This window comes from Pseudomonas sp. 6D_7.1_Bac1 (assembly GCF_025465945.1).
Classification (GTDB): domain Bacteria; phylum Pseudomonadota; class Gammaproteobacteria; order Pseudomonadales; family Pseudomonadaceae; genus Aquipseudomonas.
Genome location: NZ_JANLNW010000075.1, coordinates 33,960 through 56,498 on the forward strand (window position 1 = coordinate 33,960; position 22,539 = coordinate 56,498).

Here is a 22,539-nt window from a genome sequence, read left to right on the forward strand (position 1 = left end):
GCTTTTTCATTCAACGCCTGATCAGACAGCCGGTTCCAGCTCCAGGGCGGCGACAGGAATTACCGCTTGCCCGCTCAACGCCAGGTCCAGCAGTTCGCGGTTGGCCACCGCGTACATGGCGTAGTCGGTGCCGCTGGCGGCACGGATGTCCACCAGCATGGCGCGCCAGCGCTCGACCATGGTCTGGTACTGGTCCATCCACAAGGCCAGACGCGTTTCCACGTCCTGCTCGCCTTCGCCCATTTGCAGGACCGAGATGGTGATCGCCCGTTGCTGCCAGTCGATGTCATCACGGAATGCTTCACGGGCCAGCGCCTGCCAGTTGTTTTCCACCGGCAGAGCACTGATCTGTTGCAGGTACCAGGTCAGGTCCAGTGCGCTGCCCACGGCGAAGTAGGCCTTGGCCACGTCCGCTGCGTTCTGACCGGTCACGTCCGCCGCTTCGATGATCGGCAGCAAGGTGTACAGGTGAGTGGTGCCTGCAACCATGCGCGCCAGCAACTCAGGTACGCCAGCAGCGACGTAAGCCTGATAGCGGGTCTGCCAGCCTTCGCGGGTCGGGCCTTCCAGCAGTTCGTCGAGCTTGAGGCCCAGCGCTGCCAGATGTGGACCGAAGTGCGCGACGTCACGGGCAGCATTCTGCTCGTTACGACGGCTGCGCAGGAACCAGCGAGTGGCACGGCGGCCCAGACGCATCAGCTCATCCATCAACTCCAGTTGCACGTCGGCCGAAACCTGGTAATCCAGCGCTTCAATCTGACGGAACCAGTGCGGGAGGTGGAAGATGTCGCGCACGATCACATAAGCACCGGCCACGTTCGCCGGGCTCATGCCGGTCGACTCTTTGAGTCGCTGAACGAAGGTGATACCCATGTGGTTGACCAGGTCGTTGGCGATCTGGGTGCTGACGATCTCACGCTTCAGACGGTGACGACGCATGGCCTCGGAGAACTTGTTCACCAGCATCGGCGGGAACGCAGTTTCCATGTCACGGGTCAGGTAGTCGTCGTCCGGTACCAGGGAGTTGAGCAACTGCTCCTTGAGGTCGATCTTGCTGTAGGAGATCAGCACCGAGAGCTCTGCACGGGTCAGACCTTGGCCTGCCGCAACGCGCTCGTTGAGTTGATCTTCCGACGGCAGGAACTCGATGGCACGGTCCAGCTTGCCACGGCCTTCCAGGTCGTTCATCAGACGCTTGTACTCGGCAATCCGTGCGTAGGCACGGCGGGCTGCCAGGGACAGGGCCTGAGTCTGCTTGTAGTTGTTGCCGAGGACCAGGCCGCCGACTTCGTCCGTCATGCTGCCGAGCAACTGGTTGCGTTGCTTCTCGGTCATGTCACCGGCGTGCACGACTTCGTTGAGCAGGATCTTGATGTTCACTTCGTGGTCGGAGCAGTCCACACCACCGGCGTTGTCGATGAAGTCGGTGTTGGAGCCGCCGCCATTGAGGTTGAATTCGACACGACCCAGTTGGGTCATACCGAGGTTACCGCCCTCGCCCACGACTTTGCAGCGCAGTTCGTTGCCGTTCACGCGCAGTGCATCGTTAGCCTTGTCGCCAACATCGGCGTGGCTTTCGGTGCTGGCCTTGACGTAGGTACCGATACCGCCGTTCCACAGCAGATCCACCGGCGCCTTGAGCAAGGCGTTCAGCAGTTCGGTCGGGGTCAGCTTGTCGGCCTGGATGTCGAAGCGCTCTTTCATCTGCGGGGAAATCGCGATGCTTTTCGCGCTACGGGAGAAGATCCCGCCGCCTTCAGACATGATGCTGGTGTCGTAATCCGACCACGCCGAACGCGGCAGGTCGAACAGACGCTGACGCTCAGCGAAGCTGTTGGCAGGCTGCGGGTTCGGGTCGATGAAGATGTGCAGGTGGTTGAATGCTGCGACCAGTTGCAGCTTGTCGGACATCAGCAAGCCGTTACCGAACACGTCACCGGCCATGTCGCCGACGCCCACTACCGTGATGTTGTCTTCCTGGACGTTGATGCCGCGCTCGCGGAAGTGACGTTGAACGCCCACCCACGCGCCTTTGGCGGTGATGCCCATTTTCTTGTGGTCATAACCGGCCGAGCCGCCGGATGCGAAGGCGTCACCGAGCCAGAAGCCGTAGTCGATCGCAATGCCGTTGGCGATGTCGGAGAAGGTCGCAGTGCCCTTGTCCGCGGCAACCACCAGGTACGGGTCATCGTCGTCATGACGCACGACGTTGGCCGGAGGCACCAGGGCGCCCTCTTTCAGGTTGTCGGTGATGTCCAACAGACCGGAAATGAAGATGCGGTAGCAGGCAATGCCTTCTGCTGCGATTTCATCACGGCTGCCACCCAGTGGCAGACGACGCGGCAAGAAGCCGCCTTTGGCGCCTACCGGCACGATGACCGAGTTCTTCACTTGCTGGGCTTTTACCAGGCCCAGGACTTCGGTACGGAAGTCTTCTTCACGGTCGGACCAGCGCAGACCACCGCGAGCAACGTTGCCAAAGCGCAGGTGCACACCTTCGACCCGTGGCGAATAGACGAAGATTTCGAACTTCGGAACCGGTTTCGGCAGTTCTGGAATCTGGTGCGGGTTGAACTTGAAGCTGAAATAGGACTTGTTCTGACCGTTGGCATCGGTCTGGTAGAAGTTGGTCCGCAGGGTTGCCTTGATCAGGTCCAGGTAACGACGCAGGATGCGGTCTTCGTTCAGTACTTGAACGTCGTCCAGCGCAGCCAGGATCGCGTGTTCCAGGCGCTGTTGCTTGTCGTCGAGGTCGTCGCTGGTCAGCTTGCGGGCCAGGTAGAAACGGGTCTTGAACAACCGGGTCAACTCGCGAGCGATGTCGGTGTGGTTGTTCAGGGTGCTGGCGATGTAGCCCAGGTCGAAGCCCAGACGGATCTGCTTCAGGTAACGGGCGTAGGCACGCAGCAGCGCCACGTCGCGCCACGGCAGGCCGGCGGTCAGTACCAGACGGTTGAATCCATCGTTCTCGGCATCGCCACGCACGATGTGGACGAACGCGTCCTGCAGGGTGTCGTTGAGCTGCTGGATGTCGAGGTTCAGGCCTTCAGCGGCGGTGAACGCAAAATCATGGATCCAGAACTCGCGACCATTGTTGTGACGCAGGCGATACGGGAACTCGCCAAGCACGCGCAGGCCGAGGTTTTCCAGGATCGGCAGCACGTCCGACAACGCCAGCGGAGTATCGGCGTGATACAGCTTGCAGTGCAGCAGTTGCTGACCGGTGGACTGGGCCAGCGGCTGATAGAAGCTCATCACCAGCGGATTTTTTTCGCTCAGGCTCAGCAGGTGCTGCATGTCGACCACGGCCGAATGCGCGGCGAAACGCTCGCGGTAGCCGGCCGGGAAGCCTTTCGGGAAGTCGGCCAGCACATTGGTGCCCTGGGCTTCGCCGAAGCTTTCGACCACCAGGCTTGCGTAGTCGTCCTGCCAGCTGCGGCACGCCTGAACCACTTCTTTTTCCAGCAGCAGCGGGTCGATGTCCAGACGGTTCTTCGGGTCAACCCGCAGAATCAGTTGCACACGGGCCAGTACGGACTCGGAGAAGAAGGTCCAGAACTCGCAGTCGGTGGCTTTCAGGCGATCCATCAGCACTTGCTGGATCTTCTGACGCACTTCGGTGGAATAGATGTCGCGTGGCACGTAGGCCAGGCAATAGCAGAAGCGACCGTACGGGTCTTTGCGCAGGAATACGCGAATCTTGTTGCGTTCCTGGATCTGCACGATCGACATCACGGTGCTGAACAGTTCGTCGACCGGGGTCTGGAACAGATCGTCACGCGGCAGCACTTCGAGTACCTGGGCCAGTTCCTTGCCCAGGTGCGCCTTGGCCTGGAAGCCGGAACGCTGTTCGATAACGTCGACCTTGCGACGGATGTACGGAATGACCCGCACGCTTTCGCCATACACCGACGAGGTGTACAGGCCCATGAAGCGGCATTCCTTGATGACTTTACCGCTGGCATCGATCTGGCGGATCGACACGTAGTCAGGGTAAGCCGGACGGTGCACACGGCTCGGGTGCGCAGCCTTGGCGAACGACAGCGGCGTCGGTTCGCGCAGGTAGTTCACGGCGTAGTCTTCGATACTCAGGTCTTCGGCCGTGAGGCCGGCGCGCAGCAATCGGGTCAGGCCCAGGAACGAGTTCTGGTCGTACTCGATATAGCCGCCATCCTTGCCGTCGCGAACCACGAACTCTTCGTAACCGAGGAACGTGAAGTGGTTGCCCACCAGCCACTCGAGGAAGCCCTTGATCTCGCTCTTTTCTTCGGCATCAACGGCAAATTTGCTTTTGTCGATGCTGTCGATCAGCTCCTGGACCTTGGCTTTCATCGGTTCGAAATCGGCGACCGCAACGCGGACTTCACCGAGAACCTGTTCCAGTTCCTTGCTCAATACATTGAGTTCGGCGGTATGGGCGCAACGATCGATCTCAAGGTACATCAGCGATTCTTGCTGAATGCCGTCGCCCTGGGTGCCCTTAGGCAGGATTTCCAGCAGCTCGCCCTTGGCGCCACGACGTACGCTCAGCACGGTGGTTTGCAAGGTGTGGATGCTGTAGCCGCGACGGTTCAGCTCGGTGCGTACCGAGTCCACGAGAAATGGCAAGTCGTGGTGCAGCACTTCGACCGCCGTGTGGGTCGACTGCCAGCCGTGGCGTTCGTAATCGGGGTTGTACACGCGCACTTGTGGTTGCGCGTGGTCAAAGCGCTCAAGCAGGCGCCAGGCAGAAAGGGTGCAGCCGGCGAGGTCGGACAACCGGCGCTGGGTCAGCTCATCGAGGGAAATAATGCCGAAGAATTGTTCAGCGAACAGCGCCACTTGTGGCAGTGCCTGTTCACTGATGTGCTGCGCCAGTGCCGCTTGCAGTTGGTGCTGGAAGTCGGCTTTGCTGGCTGCGGTGAAGAACGCCATCTGTGGTACTCCGCTTGGGCTTGTTATTGATGGAAGCGTCGCGTGCAAAACCCCTATCGGGGCGATCCGTCACCCTGCTCCTGAATCTCGGGCAGAGGTTAACAGGGTGACAGGTGGGTGAAGCTGGACGAGACACTCAGGTCACATTCACCTTCCAAGAATGGGCATCTGCAAAAACGACTACCGACAGAACAGGTAATGCCTTTACAGGTGTCCATCCGTTGCGCAGCTTATCGGGTGCGACAACCTGCCTGCTTGCGATGCTGCGACATATTCGGTCATCGGTACGTAACTCATCGCCGGCGCATCGAACAACACTAGCAGTCGCGTGGAGAAAAGGCGGATTTATGCCCGTATTTACGGCACACCCGTGCCAAAAATGACCACCACCCCCTTCAGTGTTCACAACACACTATCTGACACAGATCCGAGCAGAAATTCCCCAGGGCTGGCAAAATCACCTTTTGTCGCCTTCACCACGCTCGTCGAGCCAGGAATTCCCCCATGCAAATGACCACCGCCCACCTGATCGCCAACCCGTGCGACGACGAAGAAGACAACATGGCCATGCTCTGCTGCCACAGCAATCAGGGCGACATGTTCCTGATGACGCGCTACCCGGACGAAGACGAGCTGGAAATCACCCTCGATGGTGAGCCGTCTACTCTCGACGGTGTGAAAGTCACCCTCAGCCCTACCCGCCTGCTGATCGAAATCGCGGCGGCCGATGCCGATGCGCTGAATGGCGATGACCACCTGGAAATCATTCACAACACCGCAGCGGCCGACCTGACCGAAGTCGAAGAAACCTTGCAAAACATTCTCAAAGGTACCGGCACTTATGTAAGCCAGTTGGCCTGACAAATCGCTATCCGTAGCAGCTGCCGAGCCCGCGAGGCTGCGTTCGGCCGCGAAGCGGTCGTAAAATCAGGCAACGCGTTCCATCAGGCAATCCGCGTATGCCGGGTTTGCGAGGACTTCGTCCTCGAACGCAGCCTCGCGGGCTCGGCAGCTGCTACGGGCGTTAGAGCAAAAAAAACACCGCAGACTCTGTCCCGCCACACCGAAAAACCTTAATAACCCTTAAACAAGCCCACAAAACCCAAAAAATCCCTGATCGCCGTTAGTCGCCACCCCCTGCGATGGATTAAAGTAACGCCCCCAGCCCTGGTGTTATTCGAACGCCTTTGCTCACCCTCTCCAGGAACAGTCATCGATGGAACATCGTGAAGCGCTGCTTGCGCTGCGAACCTTTCTTTCAACGCAGATTCTCGGCCAGGAAAAGCTCATCGATCGGTTGCTCATCGCGCTACTCGCCGACGGCCACATGCTGGTCGAGGGCGCCCCCGGCCTGGCCAAGACCAAGGCCATCAAAGAGCTTGCCGAAGGTATCGAAGCACAGTTCCATCGCATCCAGTTCACCCCCGACCTGCTGCCCGCCGACATCACCGGCACCGAGATCTATCGCCCGGAAACCGGCAGTTTCGTGTTCCAGCAAGGGCCAATCTTCCACAACCTGGTGCTGGCCGACGAAATCAACCGGGCACCGGCCAAGGTCCAGTCGGCCTTGCTCGAAGCCATGGGTGAGCGGCAGGTCAGCGTCGGGCGCAGCACTTACGAGCTGTCGCCGCTGTTTCTGGTCATGGCGACGCAGAACCCGATCGAGCAGGAAGGCACCTATCCGCTGCCCGAAGCCCAGCTCGACCGCTTCCTGATGCACGTCAAAATCGGCTTCCCGGACGCGGCCGTCGAGCGGCGCATTCTGCAACAGGCCCGTGGTGAAGCGCTGAACGGCGAGACCAAGCCCGAGCGCCGAGTCAGCCAGCAAGCGATTTTTGCCGCGCGCAAGGAAATCCTCGGTTTGTACATGGCCGACGCCGTGGAGGAATACCTGGTGCAACTGGTCATGGCTAGCCGTACGCCGGGCAAGTTCGACCCGGAAATGGCCGAGTGGATTGCCTACGGCGCCAGCCCGCGCGGTTCCATTGCCCTCGATCGCTGCGCCCGCGCCCACGCCTGGCTGGCCGGACGCGACTTTGTCAGCCCCGAAGACATTCAAGCGGTGCTGTTCGACGTATTGCGCCATCGCATCATTCTTTCCTTCGAAGCCGAAGCCGCAGGCATTGACCAGGACCGTGTGGTCCAGCGGATTCTCGACGTCGTAGCTGTCGCTTGACCCTCATGAGCACGCCGCTTGCGCCCGAACCGGGTATCCGCGTCAGCCTCTCCGAGTTGATCCAGATGCGCCATCGCGTGCGCGAAGTGCAGTTGTTTTCCACACCGAGCCAGCGCAGCCCGCTGATTGGCTTGCACCACTCCAAGCTGCGCGGTCGCGGCGTGGACTTCGATCAAGTGCGGGTCTATCAGGCCGGTGACGATGTGCGGACCATTGACTGGCGCGTCACCGCACGCACTCAGGAGCCGCACACCAAGCTGTTTCACGAAGAGCGCGAGCGGCCGATTTTCATCATGGTCGAGCAAAGTCGCCGCTTGTTTTTCGGCTCGGGGCTGATGTTCAAATCGGTGTTGGCCGCGCAAGCCGCAAGCCTTATTGGCTGGGCCGCACTGGGGCATAACGACCGCGTTGGCGGGCTGGTCTACGGTGACAACGAGCACTACGAAATCAAACCACGGCGCAGCAAGCAAAGCCTGCTGCAATTGCTCAACCGTTTGGTGCGCGTCAACCAGACCCTCACCACCGAAAGCGAACCGGATCGCGATGACCTGGGCATGGCCCTGCGCCGTGCTCGCGAAGTGTTGCGCCCTGGGAGCCTGGTGATCGTGATCTGTGACGAGCGCGCCTTGTCCGAGGGCGCCGAGCAACAACTGAGCCTGCTTTCGCGGCACTGCGATTTGTTGTTGCTGCCGCTCTCTGACGCTCTGGACCATGCCCTGCCCGCTGCCGGTTTACTGCGTTTCGCCCAGCGTGGCGCACAACTGGAACTCGACACACTGAACTTCGACCTGCGCCAAAGCTATCGCGCCCAGGCTGAAGCACGCATCGCCCGCTGGGAATTATTGGCGCAGAAACTGCGCGTACTGCTGATGCCCCTGAACACGCAAAGCGAGATGGTCGAACAACTGCGTGAATACCTGAACCCACAACGTCCGGGTAAAAGCCAATGAGCAGCCTCGATCAACTGCAACCGCTCATGACCCCGCCACCCATTGATTTCTGGCCGCCAGCGCCGGGCTGGTGGCTGCTGCTGGTACTGCTGCCATTGATCGGTTTCGGCCTGTGGCAGTTGCGCCGTTTTATTCCGGTCAAGCGCACCACCGTGCGCGCCGAACAGCCGCTGGACCCGGTGCGCCTGGCGGCGCTGGCGGAACTGGCGCAAATGCCCAAGCCGTATGACGGCGCGCCGGCCGGCGCCTGGTTGCAGCAACTCAACGGGCTGCTCAAGCGCCTGTGCCGCAACCATTACCCCTACAGCCAGAGCCACACCCTCAATGGCCGCAAATGGCTGGCGTTTCTCGACAACCGTTGCCCGGCTGCCGGCCTGACCCGCTGGATGATCCTGGTTGAAGGCGCGTACAAACCGGAATGTAAACTCGACGACAAGGCCATTGCCGGTCTGACTCAAGCCGTCGACACCTGGATTCGCAAGCATGTTTGAGTTCGCCTGGCCGTGGATCTTCGCCCTGCTGCCGCTGCCGTGGCTGATGCGAATCGTGCTGCCGGCCGCCGACAGTGGCGAGCCGGCGCTCAAGGTCAGCTTTCTGAGCGACCTTGAAAACCTGGCCCGACGTCGCGCCCGCGCCAACCTGCCGGCCTGGCGCCAGCAAGCGCCGTTCATTCTGCTCTGGCTGCTGCTGTTGATTGCCGCCGCACGCCCGCAATGGCTTGGCGAACCACTGCCGATTGCCGCCAGTGGGCGCGATCTGCTGGTGGCCGTTGATGTGTCAGGCTCCATGGATTTCCCCGACATGCAGTGGCAGGACGAAGACGTCAGCCGCCTGACGATGGTCAAACTTTTGCTGGGGGACTTCCTCGAAAAGCGCGAGGGTGATCGCGTCGGCCTGATCCTGTTCGGCAGCCAGGCGTATCTGCAAGCACCGCTGACCTTCGACCGGCACACCGTGCGTATCTGGCTCGATGAAGCGCGGATCGGCATCGCCGGCAAGAACACCGCCATTGGCGACGCTATCGGCCTGGCCCTGAAACGCTTGCGTCAACGCCCGGCCCAAAGCCGCGTACTGATTCTGGTCACCGACGGCGCCAACAATGGCGGTGAAATCGACCCGCTGACCGCCGCACGACTGGCCGCCGAGGAAGGTGTAAAGATCTATCCAATCGGCATTGGTGCCGATCCGGAGCAAGGCGGTCCTCTGGCGTTTCTGGCCGGCAACCCGACCATGGACCTCGATGAACCTGCCTTGAAAGCCATCGCCGAGGCGACAGGTGGGCGCTACTTCCGCGCGCGTGATGGCAAGGAATTGCTGTCGATCAAGCAAACCCTCGATCAACTGGAGCCGGTGACCCAACAACCGACCCAGGCCCGCCCGGCGCAAGCGCTGTACAGCTGGCCGCTGGCCGCCGCGTTGCTGATGAGCATACTGCTGGTGATCCGCGAGCGCTGGCCAGACAACCCGCTGCAACGCTTTTTCACCCGGTCGAATTTTCTGCAACAGCACCCTGACTGGCGCCAGCGGCTTAAACGCCTGCGTCTGCGGAGGCGCCGATGATCGCGCTCTGGCCGCATTGGTTCCGCCCCTGGTGGCTGCTGTTGTTGCCGCTATTGGGCTGGTTGCTGTGGCAACTCTGGCACCGGCAAAAACGCGCCGGGCGCTGGCAGATGATCCTGCCGCCGGCCTTCCATGCCACCTTGCTCAGCGGTGGCAACGGGCGTGAAAGCAAGGTGCCGTGGATTGCCCTGGGCCTGGCCTGGGTTCTGGCGGTATTGGCCCTGCTGGGTCCTGGCTGGGAACGGGTTGAACAATCCGCACAGAAACCCGCCGACCCGTTGGTGGTACTCCTTGAGCTGACCCCGGAAATGCTCGCCACCGACGTGCTGCCCAATCGCCTTGAGCAGGCCCGACGCAAGCTGTTCGACTTACTGCAAGCACGCAGCGACGCGCAAACGGCCATCGTGGTCTATGCCGGCAGCGCACACACCCTGGTGCCGCTGTCGGACGACCTGGCCACCAGCCGCAATCTGCTGGAAGCGCTCAAACCGTCGATCATGCCTCAGGCCGGTCATCGCGCCGATCTGGCCGTGACCAGGGCGCTGACGCTGCTCAACCGCGGCGCCCTCGGCCAAGGGCGGATTTTGCTGATCGGCTCGTCCCTCAGTGAACAGGAACGCCAGGGCATTCGTCAGGCCCTTGGCGATCAGGCACCGCAGTGGTTGATGCTCGGCATCGGCACCCCGCAAGGGGCCCCCGTCACTGACCAACACGGCAGTTTCCTCAAGGACACACAGGGAGGGATTCTCGTGCCGCGTCTCGACGGGCCGAGCCTGAAGACCTTTGCCAGCGAAATGGATGGACGCTACCGACAAGCGCAACTGGACGACAGCGACCTGCGCGACCTCGGGCTGCTCGACAGCCCGCATAGATTGCGTAGCGATGGCCAGACCCTGCGCCTGGATACCTGGGCCGATCAGGGCTACTGGCTGTTGCTGCCACTGTTGTTGCTGACGGCCTGCGCGGCACGTCGAGGCTGGCTGCTCTGCCTGCCGCTGCTGTTCATGCTGCCGCAACCGAGTTACGCCTTCGAGTTCAACGATCTTTGGCTGCGCCCGGACCAACAGGGTCAGCAGTTGCTCAAGCAGCACCAGCCCGCCGAGGCGGCAACACATTTTCAGAACCCGCAGTGGCAAGGCGTTGCGCTCTATGAGGCCGGTGAGTACACCGCTGCCGCCGAGCGCTTCGCCGAAGGCAACGACGCCCGCGCGCACTACAATCGCGGCAACGCCCTGGCGAAAAGCGGTGAACTGGAAGCCGCCATCGATGCCTATGAACAAGCCCTTGAGCTGCAACCTGATTTACGCCCGGCGCTGACCAACAAAGCGCTGGTAGAAGCGTTGATCAAGCAGAAAGCCCCCACGCCGCCCGGTGAGCCGGAAAAAGCCGACGACGAAGAGAACCCGCAGACTCAGCAAACCGCACCGCAGGGCGCGGCAACACAGCCCTCGACCAGCGACGAGCAGAAGACCGACACGCAAACCGCGCCATCGCGCAACGAAGCCAACAACGAAAGCCAGACCGACAGCCCGCCACAACCGGGCAATAATGAAGTGCCGGGCAGTGAGTTGGGTGACGAACAACGCACCACGCCGCCGCTGCGCAGCGCCGAAGCCAACTTCGACGGTGAGCGCCGCCAGGCCCTGGAGCAATGGCTGCGCAAGATCCCGGATGAGCCGGGCGAACTGCTTAGACGTAAATTCTGGTACGAACAGCAACAACATCAGGATCAGGGAAAAATTCGATGACCCGCTTCACCGCCCTATTGCTCACCCTGTTGCTCTGGACCCTTGGCGCCCAGGCTGAAGGGTTGGTTGCCAGCGTCGATCGCAGCCGCGTGAACTCCGGCGAGACAATCGAGCTGACCCTCGAATCCAGCGATGTCACGCAGTTCGGCAAACCGGACCTGAGCGCACTCGATCCGTTGTTCGAAGTGCGCGGCACCCGCCAGGTCAACCAGCTTACAAGCCTGGGCGGTGACAACCACGCCACCACCCGCTGGATTATCACCCTGCTGCCCCGGCAGAACGGCACGATCGTCATCCCGCCATTGCAACTCGGTGATTACAAAAGCCAGCCCATCAGCCTGCAAGTGCTTGAAAGCGAAAACCAGGACAGCTCGAATACATTGGCGCCCGTGTTCATCGAGGCCAGTCTCGATCAGGACACCGTGTACGTACAGGCCCAGGCCATGTTGACCTTGCGCATCTATCACTCGGTGTCGCTGTATGACGACAGCAACGTCTCGCCGCTGCAAATCCCTGACGCGCGCATCGAACAACTTGGCGAGTCACGCACGTACGAGAAGGTCATCAATGGTCTGCGCCACGGCGTGATCGAGCTGCGCTATGCGATCTACCCGCAACACAGCGGCGTGTTGACGATCCCCGCGCAGGTGTTCAGCGCCACATTGGTGGACACGCAACCCACACAGGCACCCGCGCCCCAAGGTCCGAAACAGGGCAAGCTGATGCGCGTGAGTTCCACCGAAATGACCCTGACGGTCAAGGCCAAACCGGCCGACTACCCGGCCGACATTCCCTGGCTACCCGCGCGTAGCCTGAGCCTCAGTGAAAGCTGGAACCCGGAGCCGGACCGGATTCAGGTCGGCGACTCCCTGACCCGTAGCCTGACCCTCAAAGCCGAAGGTCTGGCCAGCTCACAACTGCCGCCCCTGCCCATCACTGACGCCAACGGCTTGCGCCGTTATCCCGACCAACCGCAACTGAGCAATCAGAACAGCGAACGGGGGCTGATGGGCAGCCGTGAAGACCGTGAAGCACTGGTGCCGACCCGTACCGGGCAAATCGAGTTGCCACCCGTGGAAGTGACCTGGTGGAACACCCTTGGCGATCATCTGGAGCGCAGCAGCCTGCCGGCTCGCACCCTGCACGTGGTCAACAACCCGAGCCTGGCGGCCGACACCCCGGCCGGTAACTCGCCGGCCACGGTAGCGGCCAACAACGAAGAACTCTGGTACTGGAAACTCAGCACCTTGATGCTGGCCTGCACCACCCTGATCGGCTTCGGCCTGTGGTGGCGTGCACGCTGGCAGCCAGCGCTTCTACGCACCGCGCAAACCGGCCCGAGCCCGCGCACCCTGCTTGACGACCTCAAGCGTGCCAGCCAGGCCAACGACCCTCAAGCCACCCGCCAGGCACTCGACGCCTGGGCTCGCCAACAGCCGGAAACCCTGGCCGACATGGCCGCCCGTTTCGTGCCGCTGTCCGACGCGCTGGACGGATTGAACGGCGCGCTCTACAGCGAAACCGGGCAGTCCTGGCAAGGCGAAGACCTGTGGCGCGCGATCCGCGCCATCCCGATCGCCGAACGGGTCCATGACGCGGCGGGCGACAGTGGTTTGCCGCCGCTTTATCCCAAGTAATCGTTCGACCCAAACCCAATCAACGGGTCCTTTTTTTGTCATATTCAGTTTTTAGCGGAGTTTGCCTTGCGTCTGTTTCACACCTCCGACTGGCACCTTGGGCAGAACCTGCATGGCCAGGAACGCGACTTCGAACACGGCTGTTTCCTTGACTGGCTGCTACGTCAATTAGGGCTGGAAAAGCCCGATGTGCTGCTGATCGCCGGCGACATCTTCGACACGGTCAACCCGCCGGTCAAAGCCCAGGAACGTCTCTACGACTTCATCGTCAGTGCGCACGAGCAACAGCCGGCGCTGACCATCGTGATGATTGCCGGCAACCACGACTCCGGCTCGCGGATTGAATTGCCCGCGCCGCTGATGCGCCGTTTGCGCACTCATGCGCTGGGTCGGGTGTTGTGGCTCGACGATGGACAGCTGGACGCAGAACGCCTGCTGATTCCACTGCCCGATGCATCGGGTGAAATCGCTGGCTGGTGCCTGGCGCTGCCGTTTCTGCGCCCTGCCGAAGTCACCGGCGCCCACTTGGGCGACAACTACCTGCGCGGCATCGGCCAGGTGCATGAATGGCTGATTGAAGCGGCCAACGCCAAGCGCAAACCCGGTCAGGCACTGATTGCCATCAGCCACGCCCACATGGCCGGTGGTTCGGTGTCCGAGGACTCCGAGCGCAGCCTGATCATCGGCAACGCCGAGGCCCTGCCCGCCAGCCTGTTCGGCCCGAGCATCAGCTACGTTGCCCTGGGCCATTTGCACAAACCGCAGAAGGTCAACGGCGAGGAGCGCATTCGCTACAGCGGCTCGCCGATCCCGTTGTCGTTTTCCGAGATCAGCTATCAACATCAGATTCTCGACATTACGCTCGACGGCGAGACGCTGCTCAGCGTCGAACCGCGGTTGATCCCGCGCGCGGTCAACCTGCAACGCCTGGGCCCTGCTCCGCTCAGCGACATCCTGAGCCAACTGGCGGACCTGCCGAACATCGATCTGCTGGCCGACCTCCAGCGCCAACCGTGGCTCGAAGTCCGCGTGCGCCTCGACGAACCGCAGCCGGACCTGCGCCAACAGATCGAAACCGCCCTGCAAGGCAAAGCCGTGCGGCTGGTGCGGATCGCCGCCGAATATGCAGGTTCCGGCGGTCGAGACGGTGCTGACGACAGCGGCCAGTTGATCGAACTGGATCAACTCACCCCACAGGAATTGTTCAGCCGCGCCTGGCTCGACAGTTATGGCAGCGCGGTCGACGAACAGACCCTCAAGGACTTTGCGCTGCTGCTGCAAGACGTTCAGCAGGAGAGCGAACAGCCATGAAAATTCTCGCGATCCGCCTGAAAAACCTCGCCTCACTGGCGGGCCCCTTTGAAATCGACTTCACCGCTGAACCCTTGGCCAGTGCGGGCTTGTTCGCAATTACCGGGCCGACCGGCGCCGGCAAAAGCACCTTGCTCGATGCGCTGTGCCTGGCGCTGTTTGGCGCGGTGCCACGCCTCAACAACACCGGGCGTGACGCCAAAGTTCCAGACGCGGATGGCGAGATTGCCACCGGCGACCCTCGGACCCTGCTGCGACGCGGTACCGGTGACGGTTTCGCCGAGGTCGATTTCGTTGGTATCGACGGCCGTCGTTACCGCGCGCGCTGGGAAGCCAATCGCGCCCGTGAAAAAGCCAACGGCAAGCTGCAAGCCAGCCGCCAAAGCCTGCGCGACCTCGACACCGATCAGCTACTGGCCAGTCAGAAAAGCGAGTACAAGACTCAGCTTGAAGCCGTGCTGGGCCTGAACTTCGAACAGTTCACCCGTGCGGTGATGCTGGCCCAAAGCGAGTTCAGTGCGTTCCTCAAGGCCGATGACAACGATCGCAGCGAACTGCTGGAAAAACTCACCGACACGGCGCTCTACACACGCCTGGGCAAACGCGCTTTCGACAAAAGCAAAGAAACCCGCGAAGCCCACAAGCTGCTGCAGGATCAGGCCAGCGGCGTAACGCCTCTTGAGCCCGAGGCCCGCGCCGAACTCGATCAGCGCTACAACGACGCCCAGCAACAACTCAAAATCCAACAGGCACAGCTCAAGCAGCTTGAGCTGCAGAACACCTGGCTCAAGGAACTGCACCAGTTGCAGGATCAGCAACTGGCGGCCGCAGAACAGCTGCAACAGGCCCAACAGTCGTGGGACGTCCAGGCTAGCGAACGGCTGAACCTGGCACGCCTGGAACAACTGGCACCGCAGCGTCATCAATTTGCCCGGCAAACCGAGCTGAGCGCACAACTGAGTCCGTTGGCCGCGCTGATCCAGCAACACCATCAACAGCAAAGCGAGCTGCAACACCGTCAGGTGCAACTCGAAACCAGCCTGGAATCCGCCAAAGCCGCGCTGACCCAGGCCCAACACCAACACAGCAGCAACGCCCCGCTGCTGCGTCAGGCTTTCGAAGAACAGAGCAACCTTGCTCGGCTGACCCAGGCCATCGGCACCTCGGCCGACCTCAAGCAGAGCGCCGAGCAAGCCAGCACTGACGGCCAGCAAGCCATCGCCCGTATGCTCGAGCAGCAACACCGGGTTGCCGAACGTCTGGCAACGATTGCAACGCAACTGGAACAGAGCATTCAACTGGCACCGGTCAGTGACGCCTGGAGCGTCTACCGCGAGCGCTTGCAGCAACTGATGCTGGTGGGCAATCGGCTGAAAAAGGGCCAGACCGAACTGCTCGAACTGGAGCAAAGGGCGGCCGATACCGCCTCCCAGCTCAGCACGCAACGCAACAGCCTGGAGCTGCTCTACAACGAAGCCGGCGCCGAGCCGCAAGCCGTTGCCGAACAAATCCAGATCATCGCCAGCCTGCTGCAAGACAATCGCAAACAGCAACGTGCCATCGAAGAACTGGCGCGGTTGTGGGCCAGTCAGCAGGCGTTGGACAAGCATGTGCAGGAACTGCAGCAACGCCTGCAGACCGCCCAGACAGAGCGCGATCGCCTGACCCGCGAAGGCGTCCAGGCCAAGGCCGAGCTGACCGTCGCCGAACAAACCCTGAAGGTCACCCAGGAACTGCTGGAGCGCCAGCGTCTGGCACGCAGTGCCAGCGTCGAAGAGTTGCGCGGGCAGTTGCAGGACGACCAGCCTTGCCCGGTCTGCGGCAGCGTCGAGCATCCTTATCACCAGCCTGAAGCGTTGCTGCAAAGCCTTGGCCGTCACGATGAAAACGAACAGGCCAATGCTCAAAAAGCGGTCGATGTCCTGAAGGAAAAGCTCGCAGACCTGCGCACCGACGTTGGCGGGTTGATTGCTCAGCAAAAAGAACTGCTGCAACAACAGGAACAACTGGCGACCCAGCAGCAGAGCCTGACACCGAGCCTTGAGGCTCACCCACTGGCCGCCCAGTTGCTGGCGCAAGACGCCGGCAAACGTGACGCCTGGTTGAATCAGCAAAGCGTTCAGTTGAATCAGAGCATCGCTCAGGACGAACAGCGACAAAGTGCCCTGCTCACCTTGCAGCAAGACGCCGCCCGTCTTCAGCAACAGCTGCAAGCCGCCGATCAGGCCAGTCAACAGGCGGCCCAGCAACTGGCGATCCAGCAACGCGAATTGAGCAACGACAGCCAGCGTCTGGAAGAAGAACTCGCAGCGTTCAGCGCCCTGCTCCCGGCCGCGACCCTGGACGGTTTACGCAACGAGCCCGCCGCGACCTTCATCCAGCTTGATCAACAGGTCACCCAGCGCCTGGCACACCTGGAGCTGCAACGCGAAGAACTCAGCGAGCAACAGCAGCGCCAGCAAACGCTGGAAAAGGAGCAGGACCGGCAGCTGACCCGCGTGCAGCAGCTTGAAGCCGCGCAGCAGCAATTCACCGCGCTGGCCGATCAACAGCAAGCCGCCCAACAGAAACTGGCCGGGCTACTGGGTGAGCAACCGAGTGCCGAGCAGTGGCAACAGCAACTGGATCAGGCAGTAGAACAGGCCCGGCAGGCTGAAACGACGGCCAATCAGCAACTGCAAGAGGTCCGCAGCCAGCAGATTCAGTTGACCGCCGAGCTCAAGTCCGAGCAGCAACGCCAGCACGCGCTGGAAGCGGAAAGTCATGAACTGAGCGGCAAGATTGCCGAATGGCGCGCCCTGCATCCGGAGCTGGACGAGGGCGGTCTGGAGCAGTTGCTGGCGTTCAGCGACGAACAGGTCAGTCAGTTGCGCCAACAACTCCAGCTCAGCGAAAAAGCCATCGAGCAAGCCAAGGTGCTGCTGCATGAGCGCGAACAACGCTTGCACAGTCATCAGGCGCAACACAACGGCAACCTTGACGCCGAACAGCTGGTCACCGCGCTCAGCGAGCTGCAGAACCAGTCCGGCATCAGCGAACATCTCTGCGCCGAATTGCGTGCACAACAAGCCGAAGATCAACGCCGCCAGGATGCCAATCAGGCGCTGGCACAACGCATTAGCGATGCCTACAACGAGTGGCAACGCTGGGCGCGGCTCAATGCCTTGATTGGCTCCGCCACCGGCGACACCTTCCGCAAGATCGCCCAGGCCTACAATCTCGACTTACTGGTGCATCACGCCAACGCCCAATTGCGTCAACTGGTACGCCGCTACCGGCTCAAACGTGGTGGCAGCATGCTCGGTCTGCTGGTGATGGACACCGAAATGGGCGACGAACTGCGTTCGGTGCATTCGCTGTCGGGCGGTGAGACCTTCCTGGTGTCGCTGGCACTGGCGCTGGGCCTGGCCTCGATGGCGTCGAGCACGCTGAAAATCGAATCGCTGTTTATCGATGAAGGCTTCGGCAGCCTTGATCCAGAGTCATTGCAATTGGCGATGGACGCCCTCGACGGGTTGCAGGCGCAAGGGCGCAAAGTCGGGGTGATCTCCCACGTGCAGGAAATGCACGAGCGAATCCCCGTGCAAATCCAGGTTCGCCGCCAGGGCAATGGCCTGAGCACGCTGGAGGTCAAATGAGCACACCGACGCTCTACTCCTTCCGGCGCTGCCCCTACGCCATGCGCGCACGCATGGCACTGCGCTACAGCGCCGTGCCACTGGACATTGTCGAGGTCAGCCTCAAGGCCAAGCCGCCGGAGATGCTCGCGCTGTCGAGCAAAGGCACCGTGCCGGTGCTGAGCCTTGAGGGTCGGGTGATTGAGGAAAGCCTGGAGATCATGCAATGGGCGCTGGAACAGAACGACCCGCAGGACTGGCTGCTGAAGGACGATCCTGTGGCGCAGCAACGTGGCGCGGCGCTGATCGAAGAAAACGATCAGGTGTTCAAGCTGCACCTCAATTGCTACAAATACGCTGAGCGCTACCCGGAACATCCCATGGAGCATTACCGCGCAGAAGGCGAAGTGTTTTTGCGCAAACTCGATGAGTTGCTGCAACAGCAGGCGTTTTTGGTGGAGGATCATTTGAGCCTGGCGGACATCGCCCTGGCGCCGTTCATACGCCAGTTTGCCCATGTCGACCGCGACTGGTTTGCGCAGACGCCTTATCGGCATCTTCAGGCATGGTTGCAGAGTATTCTGGAGTCAGCATTGTTTAGCGCGGTGATGGCCAAACACTAGGGGTTGTTCTCATTTTTCGCGATATCCGGGAGGGTTGCCATGGCAGCTGTTACCGATACGCTGAAACTGTTTCTCGCCGGCGACGTCATGACCGCCCGCGGCATCGACGCGGTACTGCCGCATCCTGGCGATCCGCGGCTTTACGAAGCGTACGTCAAGAATGCCGGCGATTACGTCCGGCTGGCAGAAAGACTCAATGGCTCGATTTCCCGCCCGGTCGATTTCACCTATGTCTGGGGCGCTGCGCTGGATGAGTTCGAATGTCGCCAGCCACACGCACGCATCATCAATCTGGAAACTGCGGTGACCCGCCGCGGACGACCGGAACCAAAGGGCATCAATTACCGCATGAGCCCGGAGAACTTCCCGGCCATCTGCGCAGCCGGCATCGACTGCTGCGTGCTGGCCAACAACCATGTGCTGGACTGGGGGGCCGCCGGCCTGGCCGATACGCTAGATACCGTATCGAGCAACGGTTTGTGCAGCGCCGGCGCCGGGCGCAACCGGCAATCTGCCGAAGCACCCGCCGTGCTGCCGCAGCCTGGTGGGCGGCGCTTGCTGGTGTTTGGACTCGGAGCACCCGACAGCGGCATTCCATCGGACTGGGCCGCCACGGATCGGCGCGCGGGTGTCGCGCGGCTGGAGGATCTGTCGATGCAAAGCCTGCGCCCTGTGGCCAAACGGATTCTCGAGAGCAAAAACCCGGGGGATCGGGTGGTCGCCTCCATTCACTGGGGCGGCAACTGGGGGTTCGATATCCCGCGCGAGCAGGTCCGGTTCGCCCATGCCTTGATCGACGAGGCCGGAGTTGACGTGGTGCACGGGCACTCCTCGCACCACGTCAAGGGCATCGAGGTGTACCGCCAACGCCTGATTCTCTATGGCTGCGGTGATCTCCTGAACGATTACGAAGGCATCGCGGACCACACTGCCTTTCGCGGCGACCTGGGGCTTTTATACTTTGCCTCGCTGGACTCGGGCGGGCACCTGCAGTCGCTGGAGCTGATACCCACCCGCCTGCGTCGCTTTCGCATCTGTCGCGCCGAAGGGGATGACCGTCAATGGCTGCACGACACCCTTTCTCGCGAGTGCGCACGCATGGGCAGCAGCATCCTGCCGGGCGCGAACAATGCCTTCGAGTTACGTTGGTAGGAGCGTCTGGACACCACTAAAGTAACCGCTCCTAGGCCAACACACTGCACATTTGCAGCGCCGAGCAATCGACCTGAAACGGCCCGAAAAACGCCGCTTTGGGTTTGGCGGGCGGATTACCCGCCAGCAACCTCAGCGCCGTGGCGGTCTGGATATTGTGCGCAATGTTGTGATTGCACTCGATGGACCGTGCCAGCGAACCCGCCGAGCCTTGGCCGATACCGAGCAGTGAAGATCCGTTGGTCATGAATGCCAGGAAGGCAACGACCATGAGTTTGCGCCCTTTCATGCTCCCACTGCTCCCAAAACGTCTGAGTGTTCAACGCTGATGCTCTGCGCGCGATGCTCAAACTGGATGGCGGGATAAGCGACCTGGATCGGCGCTTCAACGACGTGTTGCGACTGAGTCGAGAGGCTGACCACGAGCACCATGGCCACGTATAAACCGATGGCAACGTAAGCACCGTGTTTGGCAGAGGAAAGGATTGCGCTGGCCATGGGATTCTCCGTGGGCATGTTTCAGTGCCCACAGAATCAATCAAATAACCGGCTATTAATAGCGACCTTTATGCATAGTAGCTATCAGCTTTATTGATCGATAATCCGACGTCATTCATTCCTGCAACAGGCTCATCAAGCGCTCGCGCGAGGCTTCAGGCTCGCCATCGACTGGCTGGGCAGCCGAGAGAATCGGAGTGGAATAGAGAAACAGCAGAACCACAGCCAGACGCATCGCCATGTCGTCGATCCTTGGAAAAGATTGAGTCAATAAATTAGCGTCAAATTTAAACACATGGCCATGTGATATTACACGAGGTATTTGTGCTGACCAGGGTGCGGTGTCGCAATTGCTTAATGCAGGAGCGACATCACTCTTGTCTTTACAGCGATTAGATCGCCGATTCGATCAAGTGACTTCGCTCCTGCATAAAGTCGGCAGGGCTTGAATCTCAGTGTTGGATCTTGTGATCCAGCGCGGCATAGAAGTTGGCGCTCTGTTGCAGGTATTTCTGGGTGTAGGCCTGAGTGCCGGATTTTTTCGAGCTGATCTCAACGTTGGCACTGGCTGGCAGAACAACGCTGGCAGAGATGGCGGAAGCGGCGATAACGGAGAAGAGATTGAAGTTCATGGCGGTAACCCTCGTAGATTCAGTTGGCTTTTGCCGGTGTAGACCGTGAAGCAAACTTACGCCCGAGGGTTGGCGCTCTTGAAATCTTTTGTAGCAGTAGCGGATATCACTCCGATTAATAGAACCGCACAGGCCCCAGCGCACGGGGCCTGCGGCTTATTGACGCACGAAAAACCTGATATCGCTGGGGGCATCGAACGGCAGTTTTTGCACGGTTTTGCCCAACAAACCGCTCTGCACATCACGCTCGATGATGACGATCTGGTTGCTCTTCTGGTTGGCGATCAGCACAAATTTGCCGCTCGGGTCGAGGCTGAACTCACGCGGGTGATCGCCTTCCACCGAGCGCCGCTGCAGCGCCTTGAGCTCACCGTTGACCGGGTCGATGGCGAACACCAGCAACTCGTTAGCGGTGCCACGGTTGCTGACATAGAGAAACTTGCCATCCGCTGAAGCATGCAGCGCAGCGGCAGCTTTCTGCGCCTGAGGCTGGCCAGCCGCCAGGTCGACTATCTGGCGCTGGGTCAACTTGCCGGCCTGGTAATCGAACACCGCGACTTGCGCACTCATTTCCAGGGTCAGGTAAGCGTGCTTGCCATCGCGACCGAACAACAAATGCCGTGGCCCGCTGCCGGGTGGCAGCTGGACCGACGCCGGCGTGGCGGCGGTCAGCGGCCGTTGCGGATTGGCCTTGGGGTCATAGCGATAGACAAAAATCCTGTCGGCGCCCAGGTCATTGCTGAACACGAACTGGCCGTCCGGCGAGGACACCGTCGAATGAACGTGAGCCGACATCTGCCGCTCGGGATTGACCCGGCTCGACGGATGGCTGCTCAGTTGCACCACGGATTCCAGCTTGCCTTCGGCGTTGACCGGCAATACCGCCAGGCTGCCACCTGGATCTTCGGCCACTGAATAATTACTGACAAACAGGTACTTGCCGTCAGCGCTCAGACTGGAATGGGTCGGCTCGTTGCCCAGGCTCTGCACCTGACTGATCAGGCTCAACGCGTGGGTTTTCGGCTCGACCGCGAAGCTCGTGACGCGCCCGACCGGATCGGCTTGCCCTGGACCGTTTTCGTTGACCACAAACAGTCGACGCTGGTCGCTGGAAAGCGTCAACCACGACGGGTTGGCGCTCTTGACCACTTGTAAGGGTGTGGCATCGAGCTGACCGCTTTGGCTGTCGAACTGGAGTCGGTAGATTCCCTGGCTCTGGCTCTGGCCCTGGGTGTAGGTGCCGATCAATAACTCATGGATGTCGGCGGGTGCAGCCTGCACCCCCATCGCGCCAACGCTTGCGGCCATCAACAGTGGCCAGAATTTACGCATCTTCAGTGGTTTCGTCTGTGTCGTCGCTACCGCCGAACGCGTCCAGGCAAACCAGACGATGCTCACCGGAATCGCCGACGATCAGCCAGCTCTGCAGGCCTTGATCGAAGGTCGCAGCCTCAACCTGAGCCGGGGTGAATTCCCAATGCTTGGCCGCTCGGCCGTCCATGCATTCGATGTGCAGATTGTCGTCTTCGTCGAGAGAGAATTCGAAGGCGTGCAAGCCGTCGATTTCGACCATGGCGCAGTGTTCGAGGGCGTTGAGAAGGGTTTCGGCAGTCATGGCAATCATGTCTTTCAGGGGAAAACAGCAATGATAGCGCATTGTTGCCGCAAACCCTGTGGGAGCGAGCCTGCTTGCGATCGCGGTGTGTCAGGCAATGGAAATG

The 22,539-nt window shown here is 61.0% G+C and carries 18 protein-coding genes; 11 read left to right on the forward strand and 7 right to left on the reverse strand.

What is annotated here, in order from left to right; all coding sequences use genetic code 11:
• Nucleotides 1–21 precede the first annotated feature (21 nt).
• A complete protein-coding gene (locus tag NTD87_RS22570) occupies nucleotides 22–4,914 on the reverse strand; it encodes an NAD-glutamate dehydrogenase (protein ID WP_262116413.1) in 4,893 nt (1,630 codons plus the stop codon).
• Nucleotides 4,915–5,418: 504 nt separating this feature from the next.
• Between NTD87_RS22570 and NTD87_RS22575 the strand changes: the two genes are divergently transcribed.
• The 11 genes from NTD87_RS22575 (at nucleotide 5,419) to NTD87_RS22625 (ending at nucleotide 19,688) form a co-directional block, all read left to right on the forward strand.
• Complete coding sequence (locus NTD87_RS22575) at nucleotides 5,419–5,775, forward strand: hypothetical protein (protein ID WP_262116414.1); 357 nt, start codon at nucleotides 5,419–5,421, stop codon at nucleotides 5,773–5,775.
• 355 nt (nucleotides 5,776–6,130) lie between these two features.
• Nucleotides 6,131–7,090, forward strand: coding sequence for an AAA family ATPase (locus tag NTD87_RS22580; RefSeq protein WP_123424425.1), 960 nt, complete (start codon nucleotides 6,131–6,133; stop codon nucleotides 7,088–7,090).
• Between the two features lie 5 nt (nucleotides 7,091–7,095).
• Nucleotides 7,096–8,040, forward strand: a complete 945-nt coding sequence (locus NTD87_RS22585; protein ID WP_262116415.1) for a DUF58 domain-containing protein — start codon at nucleotides 7,096–7,098, stop codon at nucleotides 8,038–8,040.
• Nucleotides 8,037–8,531, forward strand: coding sequence for a DUF4381 domain-containing protein (locus NTD87_RS22590; RefSeq protein WP_262116416.1), 495 nt, complete (start codon nucleotides 8,037–8,039; stop codon nucleotides 8,529–8,531). The genes NTD87_RS22585 and NTD87_RS22590 overlap by 4 nt, the downstream gene beginning before the upstream one ends.
• Nucleotides 8,524–9,600: a vWA domain-containing protein gene (locus tag NTD87_RS22595; RefSeq protein WP_262116417.1), complete on the forward strand. Its 1,077-nt coding sequence runs from the start codon at nucleotides 8,524–8,526 to the stop codon at nucleotides 9,598–9,600. Before NTD87_RS22590 ends, NTD87_RS22595 begins: the two co-directional genes overlap by 8 nt.
• Nucleotides 9,597–11,348, forward strand: a complete 1,752-nt coding sequence (locus tag NTD87_RS22600; RefSeq protein ID WP_262116418.1) for a vWA domain-containing protein — start codon at nucleotides 9,597–9,599, stop codon at nucleotides 11,346–11,348. The genes NTD87_RS22595 and NTD87_RS22600 overlap by 4 nt, the downstream gene beginning before the upstream one ends.
• The gene (locus tag NTD87_RS22605; RefSeq protein ID WP_262116419.1) at nucleotides 11,345–12,985 is read left to right on the forward strand and encodes a BatD family protein; all 1,641 of its coding nucleotides are present in this window, start codon (nucleotides 11,345–11,347) and stop codon (nucleotides 12,983–12,985) included. The genes NTD87_RS22600 and NTD87_RS22605 overlap by 4 nt, the downstream gene beginning before the upstream one ends.
• 66 nt (nucleotides 12,986–13,051) lie before the next feature.
• Complete coding sequence (locus tag NTD87_RS22610; protein ID WP_262116420.1) at nucleotides 13,052–14,296, forward strand: exonuclease SbcCD subunit D C-terminal domain-containing protein; 1,245 nt, start codon at nucleotides 13,052–13,054, stop codon at nucleotides 14,294–14,296.
• A complete protein-coding gene (locus NTD87_RS22615; protein ID WP_262116421.1) occupies nucleotides 14,293–17,934 on the forward strand; it encodes an AAA family ATPase in 3,642 nt (1,213 codons plus the stop codon). The genes NTD87_RS22610 and NTD87_RS22615 overlap by 4 nt, the downstream gene beginning before the upstream one ends.
• Complete coding sequence (locus NTD87_RS22620; protein WP_262116422.1) at nucleotides 17,931–18,536, forward strand: glutathione S-transferase; 606 nt, start codon at nucleotides 17,931–17,933, stop codon at nucleotides 18,534–18,536. The genes NTD87_RS22615 and NTD87_RS22620 overlap by 4 nt, the downstream gene beginning before the upstream one ends.
• 39 nt (nucleotides 18,537–18,575) lie before the next feature.
• Complete coding sequence (locus NTD87_RS22625) at nucleotides 18,576–19,688, forward strand: CapA family protein (protein WP_262116423.1); 1,113 nt, start codon at nucleotides 18,576–18,578, stop codon at nucleotides 19,686–19,688.
• Between the two features lie 31 nt (nucleotides 19,689–19,719).
• On the opposite strand, the gene NTD87_RS22630 is transcribed toward NTD87_RS22625, so the two are convergent.
• From NTD87_RS22630 to NTD87_RS22655, 6 genes are all read right to left on the reverse strand, one after another.
• Nucleotides 19,720–19,977, reverse strand: a complete 258-nt coding sequence (locus tag NTD87_RS22630) for a hypothetical protein (RefSeq protein ID WP_262116424.1) — start codon at nucleotides 19,975–19,977, stop codon at nucleotides 19,720–19,722.
• Entirely contained in the window at nucleotides 19,974–20,186 is a 213-nt protein-coding gene (locus NTD87_RS22635; RefSeq protein WP_262116425.1) for a hypothetical protein, read from the reverse strand. The genes NTD87_RS22630 and NTD87_RS22635 overlap by 4 nt, the downstream gene beginning before the upstream one ends.
• Nucleotides 20,187–20,301: 115 nt before the next feature.
• Nucleotides 20,302–20,427, reverse strand: a complete 126-nt coding sequence (locus NTD87_RS22640) for a hypothetical protein (protein ID WP_262116426.1) — start codon at nucleotides 20,425–20,427, stop codon at nucleotides 20,302–20,304.
• A 211-nt stretch (nucleotides 20,428–20,638) separates the two neighbouring features.
• Entirely contained in the window at nucleotides 20,639–20,818 is a 180-nt protein-coding gene (locus NTD87_RS22645; RefSeq protein WP_262116427.1) for a hypothetical protein, read from the reverse strand.
• 156 nt (nucleotides 20,819–20,974) lie between these two features.
• Nucleotides 20,975–22,150, reverse strand: coding sequence for a lactonase family protein (locus tag NTD87_RS22650; protein ID WP_262116428.1), 1,176 nt, complete (start codon nucleotides 22,148–22,150; stop codon nucleotides 20,975–20,977).
• Complete coding sequence (locus NTD87_RS22655; RefSeq protein WP_262116429.1) at nucleotides 22,143–22,433, reverse strand: DUF5629 family protein; 291 nt, start codon at nucleotides 22,431–22,433, stop codon at nucleotides 22,143–22,145. The genes NTD87_RS22650 and NTD87_RS22655 overlap by 8 nt, the downstream gene beginning before the upstream one ends.
• Between the last annotated feature and the right edge of the window lie 106 nt (nucleotides 22,434–22,539).